Annotated in this window: 11 protein-coding genes; 4 read left to right on the plus strand and 7 right to left on the minus strand. The window is 43.1% G+C overall.

The window, feature by feature from the left end:
• The 4 genes from Q0198_RS01560 to Q0198_RS01575 all read right to left on the minus strand — a co-directional run.
• A partial coding sequence (locus Q0198_RS01560; RefSeq protein WP_297894236.1) for a hypothetical protein occupies window positions 1-627 on the minus strand: 627 nt, incomplete at its 3' end.
• Between the two features lie 47 nt (window positions 628-674).
• Window positions 675-1499 carry a hypothetical protein gene (locus Q0198_RS01565; RefSeq protein WP_297894239.1) on the minus strand — a complete coding sequence of 275 codons (825 nt, stop codon included), beginning with the start codon at window positions 1497-1499 and terminating at the stop codon, window positions 675-677.
• Between the two features lie 136 nt (window positions 1500-1635).
• Window positions 1636-2454, minus strand: coding sequence for a cache domain-containing protein (locus tag Q0198_RS01570; protein ID WP_297894242.1), 819 nt, complete (start codon window positions 2452-2454; stop codon window positions 1636-1638).
• On the minus strand, window positions 2451-2822 hold the full coding sequence (locus tag Q0198_RS01575) for an HIT family protein (RefSeq protein ID WP_005870777.1): 372 nt from the start codon (window positions 2820-2822) through the stop codon (window positions 2451-2453). The genes Q0198_RS01570 and Q0198_RS01575 overlap by 4 nt, the downstream gene beginning before the upstream one ends.
• A 162-nt stretch (window positions 2823-2984) precedes the next feature.
• Between Q0198_RS01575 and Q0198_RS01580 the strand changes: the two genes are divergently transcribed.
• On the plus strand, window positions 2985-4193 hold the full coding sequence (locus Q0198_RS01580) for an MFS transporter (RefSeq protein ID WP_297894247.1): 1209 nt from the start codon (window positions 2985-2987) through the stop codon (window positions 4191-4193).
• Between the two features lie 229 nt (window positions 4194-4422).
• On the opposite strand, the gene Q0198_RS01585 is transcribed toward Q0198_RS01580, so the two are convergent.
• Window positions 4423-5031: a YigZ family protein gene (locus tag Q0198_RS01585; protein ID WP_297894250.1), complete on the minus strand. Its 609-nt coding sequence runs from the start codon at window positions 5029-5031 to the stop codon at window positions 4423-4425.
• Between the two features lie 70 nt (window positions 5032-5101).
• Here Q0198_RS01585 and galU point away from each other — a divergent pair, with 70 nt between their 5' ends.
• The 3 genes from galU (at window position 5102) to Q0198_RS01600 (ending at window position 7815) form a co-directional block, all read left to right on the plus strand.
• Window positions 5102-5938 carry a UTP--glucose-1-phosphate uridylyltransferase GalU gene (gene galU / locus Q0198_RS01590; RefSeq protein WP_297894252.1) on the plus strand — a complete coding sequence of 279 codons (837 nt, stop codon included), beginning with the start codon at window positions 5102-5104 and terminating at the stop codon, window positions 5936-5938.
• Window positions 5925-7187: a glucose-6-phosphate isomerase gene (locus Q0198_RS01595; protein ID WP_297894253.1), complete on the plus strand. Its 1263-nt coding sequence runs from the start codon at window positions 5925-5927 to the stop codon at window positions 7185-7187. The genes galU and Q0198_RS01595 overlap by 14 nt, the downstream gene beginning before the upstream one ends.
• Window positions 7188-7422: 235 nt before the next feature.
• Window positions 7423-7815 (plus strand): VOC family protein, encoded by a 393-nt coding sequence (locus tag Q0198_RS01600; RefSeq protein ID WP_297894255.1) that lies wholly within the window; start codon window positions 7423-7425, stop codon window positions 7813-7815.
• A gap of 161 nt (window positions 7816-7976) precedes the next feature.
• Here the strand turns inward: Q0198_RS01600 and Q0198_RS01605 are convergent, their stop codons facing one another.
• Both Q0198_RS01605 and Q0198_RS01610 read right to left on the minus strand, forming a co-directional pair.
• Entirely contained in the window at window positions 7977-8693 is a 717-nt protein-coding gene (locus Q0198_RS01605; protein WP_297894258.1) for a hypothetical protein, read from the minus strand.
• A 122-nt stretch (window positions 8694-8815) separates the two neighbouring features.
• A partial coding sequence (locus Q0198_RS01610; protein ID WP_297894261.1) for a hypothetical protein occupies window positions 8816-9753 on the minus strand: 938 nt, incomplete at its 5' end.

Consider the following 9753-nt stretch of genomic DNA (forward strand, 5'->3'; position numbering starts at 1 on the left):
TTTTTCAGAAAAATTCATTCTATCAAATAGGTATTCGGAATGGTTGCGTTGTATATAATTTTTATAAATTAAAACAAACTTATCTAACAATATATGAATATTCGGTCCTTTATAAGCGCCGTCTAGAATAATTATCGGTCTATCAAATCCAGCACTCATATCGTTCAAATTTATTTTTAAATATTTCTTTGGGTCGGTTTTTTTAGCTTTTAGTTTATTCATAAAAATTTCCTCAAACGTCTCATTATTATCATGATGCTTTTTTAATACTTCAAACCAATTAGATAAATTTATGTTCTCTAGTTCATAGTATGCAATTTCATATGAGCTACGCCAAGAACTGCCATAGGCATAGGTCCTATAATCATTGATCATTCGCTCTAATTTTAGCTCGTAATCCAAAAACTGTCCTATCGCTCTTTTATACAGCTCCTCTTTGGATAAAATTCTATTCTCTTTTAAGCAGAATCCTTGCTTGTATTTGTTGTAGTCGGAAAGGGAAACTATCGCGAAGCCTCGTGAAGTGGAGTAGTCTGGCACGATGCGGATAAATGCGGCGCAGAGTATTATTATAAGAAGTAGCACTCCAGCTAGCGCTTTAAATTTAAGAGATTTATAAAATTTCATACCGACGCTCCTTTAAAATTTAAAATTTCAGTTGTTTACTCGGCTTTTCAGCCGCCTTTAAACAAATCTTCTCTTACCAAGCGATCCGATATTTCTTCGACATTGTTTTTATAAATTTTAAAATCGCTATTGCCGCATGTGTCGATTTTAAAGTCATCTTCGCTATATGATCTGGTTTGAATCTCTCTTTCATAATATTGCTTTCTATCCAATAAATCTTTGGGAGTATATCCTTCAGGAACTCTAACCGAAATAGCACTGAATTTAAAATCATCATAAAGAATGAAGCTTTTATCAAGATATAAAAGATATTTATTTAATCCTTTGTATTCAATTACCGGCATATCAAAGCCCGCAAAGCCCTCCGCTAAATTTATCTTTAGCCTTTCTGCGATATTTACTGGCTTCATTTGAAATTTCTCGACAAAAATATTTCTATACAGCAGCCAAGCGTCTTGATTTTTACGTTTTTCTATCTCATACTCTTTGGATAAAACTTCCAACCAATCATCGTTATTAAATTTATCCGTCTCATAAAAGCCTACTTTAACGGCAAATTCTCCATTGCCGTAGTTGCAAGCTTCATTGTCATATACATAATAGCATCTGTCTGTAATAGCAGCATAAAACAATACGGATCTGTCTAAGGTATCTAAAATTCCGCGCTTAAATCGCTCCTCTTTAGACAAAATTCTATCCTCTTTTAGGCAATAGCCCTGCTTGTATTTGTTGTAGCCAAAGATTGAAACTACGGCGAAGCCTCGTGAAGTGGAATAATCGGGGATTATACGGATAAATGCGGCGCAGAGTATCGCCGCCAGAAGCAGCGCCCCCGCCAGGGCTTTAAATTTAAGAGATTTATAAAATTTCATACCGACGCTCCTTTTAAAATTTAAAATTTCAGCGTAAATTTCCGCGATCTTGCGATTAAATTTAAAAGCGCTCGTCGTGCCGCGACACCGCGACAAAGCAGACAAGCTGCAAAATGCCTAAATTTAAATCTCGCCGCTAGCCTTCGCGGTGCAAAATTATATAGCCCAGCTTCGTGCCGTTTTCGTCCGAAAATGCCCGCACGTAAAAATAATGCCCGTCCTTTTTGATAAAGCTCTGCGCCCCAAAATCAAGCGTCGCCAAAATCGACAAAACGTCGTAATCCGGCGCGCTATTTACGACGATAAAATCCTTGATAACGCCTATTTTATCGTAGAAGCAGTCGGTCTCGAACCTCTTATCTACGAGGATAAAAATATCGTTTCCCATGCGGTTGATCTGCGCGATAACGTGCTCGAAATCGAGCATTATCTCGGCGCTTCCGATAAATTTACCATCGCTAAAAACGGGCGAAATTCCACGCATGAAAACCCCGCACCGCCCCATCTCCACAAGCGCTTTTGGAAGCAAGCTCTGACGGATCTGCAAAAGCGAATGGCGAAAGGAGCTCAGATCGTCGTTGTAAAATTCGTCGCTCCAGCTCCTAGCCAGGCTTCTGGTGTTTTGCGTATGAAAATGTATCTTCACGCCCGTATAGAAGGGCACCGCGCTTAAGATATCTTTGTATTTTTTCGTCACGTCCATGCACTCGCCGTGTTTGCCGCTCTCGAAGCAGCGCACCACGTCGCTGTTTTGCGATAAAATCAGCGAGATCGCAAAGGCGTTTAGCTTCTCTTCGTCCACGATCTTTTCAAATAGACTCGCGCTAAAATCGAACTGCTGCTTGATTTTTATCTCGTTTTCCTCGCTTTTAAAGCGCAGGTAAAACGCAAAGGTGGCGACACAGCAAGCAAGCGCGAAAAGGCTTAGGTATTTTTTGGATCGCGCGCCTATCATCTGAATTCCATCTTTAAATTTGCCGCTAAAACTTCTGCAAATTCGCTAAATTCCGGCAGATCGAGTTTGCCGTTTCGCATCTTTTTGCCCCAGACGGACTCCGGGAAAAAGCTGTCGTTTTTAAAGCGCGCCTGGACGTGAAAATGCACGCGCGGCACGTAGTTGGCGAAGCTTGCGATGTTGATCTTATCGGGCGCATAAAACTCCCGCAGGCTCTTTTCGCACTGAAGCACGGCGCGCCACAGATGCGCCAGCGTCGCCTCGTCGCAGTCGCTAAGCTCCTTAAATTTTGCCTTCGTAAAGACCTTCACCCACGGCACTTCGTGCTCCTCGCGCTCCACATAAATCATCTCGTCTTCGTAAATCATCGCTTCTCCTTGAAAATAGAATTTTAATGCAAAGCCCATTAAAGCTCGGTAAATTCCTCTTACATAAATAATATACTAAAATACATTAATTAAATATATCTATAAAATATCGATATATTCGTGATTTTTATGCTATAATTCTATTTTTTAAAAGGAATATATATGAAATCAGTTTGGATAATGATCCTATGCGCCGCGGCGATTTTGATGATTACGATGGGCATGCGTATGTCATTAGGTCTTTTCGTGCAACCTATAATGCAAGCAAATTCCCTATCCATCGCGCAAGTAAGCTTTGCGATGGCAACTACGCAGCTGGTATGGGGTTTTTCGCAACCGCTTAGCGGGATACTTGCAGACAAGCTCGGTGCCTACGTCGTGCTGTTTTGGGGCAGCGTGCTTTTGGCGATTAGCTGCGCTCTTGTGCCGTTATTTAGTAGTGAAAGCGCGCTTGTATTAACGATGGGTTTTGGGCTTGCACTGGGGCTTGGCGCGGGTAGTTTTCCGATTCTAATGAGCCTAATGGCAAAGCGCCTGCCATTTTCTATCCGCTCGGTTGCTAGCGGAGTGCTAAATGCAGGCGGCTCGTTCGGGCAGTTTTTATTTGCGCCGATGATTGGGTTTTGTATCGCAACGCCTGCTTTGGGATACGGCGGCGCATTTTTTACGCTTGCAGGGCTTAGCTTGTTAATTCTGCCGCTTGCAAGACTTTTGGCAGGCGGTAAAATTCTATTTGGCGAACAGACCAGCCTGCATGAAGAAGATAAGCGCAGCTTAGGCGAAGTTCTGCGTTTGGCACTGCGCGATAAAAGCTATATTTTGATAAATTTAAGCTTTGCTACGTGCGGTTTTCACGTAGCGTTTTTAGTGACGCATCTGCCTAGTGAAGTAGCGCTAAGCGGGCATGGCGCACAGGTAGCGTCTTTTTCGCTCGCACTGATTGGCATCGCAAACATCGTAGGCAGCTTATTCGTAGGTTGGTGTGTTTCCAAAGTGCGCTGTAAAGTCATTTTATTTTGCATATATGCCCTACGTATCGCTCTTATTGGTGCTTATGTGCTCTCGCCCAAAGATAGCCTTACGTTTTATATCTTCAGCGTGGGATTAGGATTTACCTGGCTAGCGACCGTACCGCCTACTGCGGCTGCCGTCGGTAAGCTATTAGGGACGCGATATTTAGCAAGCCTATTTGGATTTACGATGCTTTCGCATCAAATCGGCGGATTTTTTGGCGCATATATCGGGGGTCTTGCGGTACGGGCATACGGCGCGTATGATTATATGTGGTATTTGGATATGACGCTAGCGGCTATTGCAGCTCTGCTAAGCCTGCCTGTGCGTGAATCTAAGATGAAGCACGTGAAATTTTAAAAATTTTATGGGATTTTGAAATTTACGGACGGAATTTTCGCCTGATTTTGCAAGCCAAATTACGACGAAATTTTGAAATTCTTAAAATTTTAAAATTTATCGGATTTTATGTTTCGCACGATGAAATTTCACTTTAGCTTTAAAATTCCGCTGCGATAATGCGATAAAATGCAAAATCCGCTTGTGCTTTCAAATTTAGCCGGGGCAAACTTTTAAATTTTATAGAATTTTAAAATTTCGGCTCGTGCAGCATTTTAAGGGCTCGCGCGCGAGCGTCTGCAAAGCCCATAAATTTTTCAAATTCTTCTGCGCTAAGCTCTGCGCTAAACTCCGCTCCCGCAGCGCCAAAGCTCGCTTCATAAACGAAACCCGATTTTTTTAAAAAATGTTCAAATTTAGCCACCGCCGCAAACGGCACGAAAAATATGCACTTCTTACGCAGCACGAATTCCACTAGCTCTGCGGCGTCCGCAGCGGCGTCTATCGCGGCATTTGCGCTACTGGCGTATGCGCGCACGAGCCCGCCGGTACCTAGCTTGATGCCGCCGAAATAGCGCACCACGAGCACTGCGGCGTTAATTAAGCTGGCGCCGCGAAGCGCGTTTAGACACGGCGCGCCCGCAGTCGATTTGGGCTCGCCGTCGTCGCTTGAGTTTTCTACGATCTGCCCGGGCTCGTTCAGCGCGCGATACGCCCAGACGATATGCCGCGCCTTGGGGTGTTGCTGCCGCAGCCGCACACGCAGCGTCTCAAAGCTTGCTAGCGGCGCAAGATAGGCGATGAAGCTTGATTTTTTAATCTCCTGCGCGGCGCTGATCTCTTTTTCAATCGTTTTCAAGGCTTTCCTTTGCGGAATTTTATCTTTTTTGCATTATAATAAAAGTTCAAAAAAAGATCAAAGGAGCTTCATGATCCAGACTTGTTTATTTCCCGCGGCGGGCTACGGCACGCGCTTTTTGCCCGCGACCAAATCGCTACCAAAAGAGATGCTTCCGATCCTTACCAAGCCGCTCATTCACTACGGCGTGGACGAGGCGCTGGAGGCGGGCATGGACAATATGGCGTTCGTCACGGGTCGCGGCAAGCGCGCTCTGGAGGATTATTTCGACCGCAGCTACGAGCTGGAGGATCAAATTTCAGGCAGCAGCAAGGAGTATCTGCTCGACGAGATCAGAGCACTTATGAAGCGCTGCACCTTCTCTTTTACGCGCCAAGAGCAGATGAAGGGGCTCGGCAACGCAATTTATACGGGTAAAATTTTAATCCGCGACGAGCCTTTTGGCGTGGTACTCGCAGACGATCTGTGCGTGAACGAAAACGGCGAGGGCGTGCTTGCGCAGATGGTTAAAATTTACGAAAAATACCGCTGCAGCGTCGTTGCGGTAATGGAGGTGCCGCCGCAGGACGTAAACAAATACGGCATCATCGCGGGAAAGAGCATCAGCGACGATCTGATAATGGTCTCGGATATGATAGAAAAGCCCGAGGCTAGCGAGGCTCCGTCAAACTTAGCCATCATCGGGCGCTACATCCTAACGCCTAATATTTTCGATCTCATCGAGCAGACGGCGCCGGGTAAAAACGGCGAGGTGCAGATCACCGACGCGCTTTTGAAGCAGGCTCAAAACGGCGTGGTGATCGCGTATAAATTTAAAGGCACTCGCTTCGACTGCGGCTCGGTAAAAGGCTACGTGGAGGCGATCAAATATTTCTACGAGCGAGAATTCGGCGATGGTAAAAAATGAGCTGTTTTTCCCGCCGGCAAAAGACGGCGCGCTAGAAGAGATAGCGGCAAAGATCCGCGCCGAATACGAAAGCGGCGAGATAGGCTACTACCGCCTGCCGCAGCAAGGCGCAGGCGTAATAGCGCAGGCGCAGGAATTTTTTGGCGCGCAAAGCTACGACGGGGTCGTGCTTTTGGGCATCGGTGGCTCCAGCGTGGGCGTGCGAGCGCTTTATGAGATGCTGCGTCCGCGCGTAAGAAAGAATTTACGCTTTGAAATTTTGGATAATCTCGACGGGCACAGTGTAAACCGCGCGCTTGAAGGGTTAAATTTTGCTCGCACTATCTTCATAGTATCCTCCAAATCGGGCGGTACGATCGAGACGATCTCGCTTTTTAAGGTCGTTTTGCAGCGTTTTGGAATTTCAGATTTAAAGATGCTAGCAAAAAATTTCATCTTTATCACCGATGCAGGCTCGCCGCTGGATGTCTTTGCGCGCGAGCACGGCGCCTGCGTAATAAATATGCCCGCTAACGTAGGCGGCCGTTTTAGCGTGTTAAGTGCAGTAGGGCTAGTGCCCGCAGTTGGGCTAGGTCTTGATGCAAGCGCGATGCTGCGCGGGGCTGCCGTCGCAAAAGAGCGGTATCTGGATGAAATTTTAGCAGGCGATCCCGCTAAAATCGCGGAGAATAAAATTTTACGAAAAGCCCATCACTACGCCACGCACAAAAGTGCGAAAATTAATATCCTTTTTAGCTATGGTGACGCGCTGCGCGCATTGGGCGAGTGGTACGTGCAGCTATGGGCGGAAAGTCTAGGTAAAAAGATCGGCTTTAGCCGCGAGGGGCTTACTCCTGTAGGGCTTGTAGGCTCGCGCGATCAGCACAGCTTCCTTCAGCTCATAATGGACGGCGTAAAGGATAAGACCGTGACTTTCTTAAAGCTCACGGGCAACGGCACTACGGACGCGGTGCCTGGTATCAGTCTGCAAGGTCTTGAGGGCTGCGACTTCGTAAACGGCATGCGACTGGATGAGGTGCTAAATCTTCAGTGCGATGCTACGCTGCAAGCCGTGTTAAATGAGGGTATCAGCGTCGATCTAATCGAGGTTTCGCAGCTTTGTGAACAGAGCGTGGGCGAGCTATTTTACTACTTCGAGCTGCTAACCAGCGCTACTGGAGCGATACTGGGCGTCAGCACTTATGATCAGCCGGGCGTCGAGGTAGGCAAGAGAATTTTAAAATCGCTAGTTTTGAAATCGCGGGATTAGAATTTGCTGCGCTAGCTAGACGGAATTTCGTCGGTCTAAATTTTACTAAAGTCAGACTCTACTCGCGCTCCATTTTTACTTAGGCTAAATTTTAGAATTTTAAAATTTACGCCGCGAAATTTTGATTTCGCGCTATGAGCATTTGGAATTTTGTCGCGAAATTTCACGGCAGAATTCCAAGATTGCACCGCGAGGCGTAAAAATTTTGCGACTTGCGAGCGCACAGGGAGATGAAATGAAAATCAAAGGGATCGATCACTTTGTCCTAGTTACGGAGGATCTGCAAAAATGCGTGGAATTTTACGAAGGGATTTTGGGCTCAGAGCATGTTTGCGAGGGCGGCAAACACAGCCTGCGTTTCGGCTCTTCAAAGATCAATATCCACACCCGCGCGGGCGAGTTCGCGCCGTTTGCGGCGCGTCCTAGCGCGGGCTCGGCGGATTTTTGCCTCATCTGCGAAGATCAAAGCGCACAGCAGCTCAAAAAGGAGCTGGAAAGCAAAGGAGTGCAAATAGAGCTTGGCGTCGTGCCTCGCACGGGCGCGCGCGGCGCTATGCAAAGTATATATCTGCGCGATCCTGACGGCAATCTCGTAGAGCTCGGCGTATATGAAAGCGGCGATGATTAGCGCGTAAATTTTAAAGGCAAAATTTCAAGCGGAGCGTTAGAATTTAAATTTTCTAAATTCTATTTTTCATTAAAGATAGATATTCTGCGGATTAAATTGTTTATCCCGCGGTACGCTAATTATGTATCGTTTGTATATTTTTTAAACCTTATCTTTTGTTTTTAGAATTTCATAAATTTGTTCATTTTATTCACTATTATTTTTGCAATATCATAAGGCGGTTTCCAAAATAAATATCCCTCTGTAATATCTATATTTAGCGTATCCAAGAAATATTTTTGCAGCTCGCCAAACTCCTTTTTATTATTGATCGTAAATACTTCGGAATCGGAGCCATTGCATATCAATAATTTATCACAAAGCAAGAACCTAGCCGTTTTCTCAAATAGAATATAGTAGACAAATTTAATAATAGGCATAAGCAACAAGCCCATAATTATAAAAATAAATACATAAAATCCGAAGCTGTATAATGACACGATGATCATTATGAATAAAACCAAAACACAAAATTTGATTCTTGCATCAAATGGCGCAAAATTCGGAATCATATAAGCATATCTGTAAACGGAGATATTTTTTAACGCCATCTCTTTTTCGCATCTGGTTTTATTTTTAAATTCTATTTTGTCCTTCATAAAAGCTATAGTTTTTTTGCTATTTATAAAGTTTGCCGCGTATATAAAGAAAAATGCGGTGCCATAACCTAGTAATATTTTCATATAAAACCTGAATTTATACTCGCCGTCAAAATTCTGTATCAAAGAACAAATTAATAAAATTCCAAGAGCTATCAGCCAAAACAGATCATCTAGCTTTTTTATAACTATCGGATATTTGTCGTAATCTCTGGCTTTTTGTTTATTATAATTTTCCATTATTTCAAGCCCCTCTTTAAAAATAGATATAAATTTGTAATAGCTTAATCGACAAAAGACTTTTATATACGTTGCCTGACTCTTTCTTCGCGACCTCTTTCCTCGTCATTTTATCCTCCTCGTTAGATAAACAAATAATCTTTCTTAATGTTATTTATATTTACGCTTTTTCGTAAAAAATATTCTTTAATTTCATCATAAATTTTTTGATTATAGAGATAAACGAGATAATATCTTGGATAAACGGGTTTGTTCCTAAACCATCTGCCGTATGAGGGGCGTGCGATCCTAATAAACGGCAAAATTCTAAACCCTTTTAAATTCCTATTTATAAACAGATAAAGTATTAAATTTAATAAAAATCCGAATAAATATGTAAAGAATACCGCTATAAAAAATATATTCCACCATGTTACGCACATAAAAATAGCGATAAAGTATAAAAATATCTTTTCAGATTTTCCTATCTCATATAAACTTGCCAAAATTCCGATAGAGAAATTTAAAGATAAAGCGTTTTTGTCAATTTCGCAGCGTTTTTCAACTAAGTCGTCGCTAATAAATTCTATATAATTGTTTGTAAATTTTATCTCTTGTCTAGGGCAGATTACGGTAAATATGGATATTATAACCGTAGATAGTAAAATAATGAATAAAATAGCAAAATACTGAACTATGTCGATATCATCATGATTTATAAAATCTATAATTAAAAACGCATGTAGCGTAGAGATCGGCAATAATAGGACTAAAAACGAATATACAAAAAATTTTTCATAATTTTTGATTGCTATCGGCTCTTTGTCGTAATCTCTAGCCTTGGAATTCTGCTGCAAAGAGCCGCTATCATCCGAGATAAAATTTTGCGGCTCTGCGTTGTTTTCAAAGGCAGAATACTGAGCCGCTTTGGCTTTTAAATTTAAATCGTTAGTAGCGGAATTCGGTGCTTTGGAATTCGGAGGTTCAGAATTCAGGATTTCAAAATTCGAGGCTTCGAAATTCAAGGTTCTAGAATTCGAAACTTCAAAATTAGAGACTTCGGAATTTTTGGTTTCAGAAT

Source organism: uncultured Campylobacter sp. (genome assembly GCF_938045205.1).
GTDB lineage: Bacteria > Campylobacterota > Campylobacteria > Campylobacterales > Campylobacteraceae > Campylobacter_B.

Excerpts from the sequence above, each read along its gene's own strand:
- Q0198_RS01575 (WP_005870777.1), bottom strand. The coding sequence starts at position 2,822 with ATGATTTACGAAGACGAGATGATTTATGTGGAGCGCGAGGAGCACGAA.
- Q0198_RS01580 (WP_297894247.1), top strand. The coding sequence starts at position 2,985 with ATGAAATCAGTTTGGATAATGATCCTATGCGCCGCGGCGATTTTGATG.
- galU (WP_297894252.1), top strand. The coding sequence starts at position 5,102 with ATGATCCAGACTTGTTTATTTCCCGCGGCGGGCTACGGCACGCGCTTT.
- Q0198_RS01595 (WP_297894253.1), top strand. The coding sequence starts at position 5,925 with ATGGTAAAAAATGAGCTGTTTTTCCCGCCGGCAAAAGACGGCGCGCTA.
- Q0198_RS01605 (WP_297894258.1), bottom strand. The coding sequence starts at position 8,693 with ATGGAAAATTATAATAAACAAAAAGCCAGAGATTACGACAAATATCCG.
- Q0198_RS01570 (WP_297894242.1), bottom strand. The coding sequence starts at position 2,454 with ATGATAGGCGCGCGATCCAAAAAATACCTAAGCCTTTTCGCGCTTGCT.
- Q0198_RS01565 (WP_297894239.1), bottom strand. The coding sequence starts at position 1,499 with ATGAAATTTTATAAATCTCTTAAATTTAAAGCCCTGGCGGGGGCGCTG.
- Q0198_RS01600 (WP_297894255.1), top strand. The coding sequence starts at position 7,423 with ATGAAAATCAAAGGGATCGATCACTTTGTCCTAGTTACGGAGGATCTG.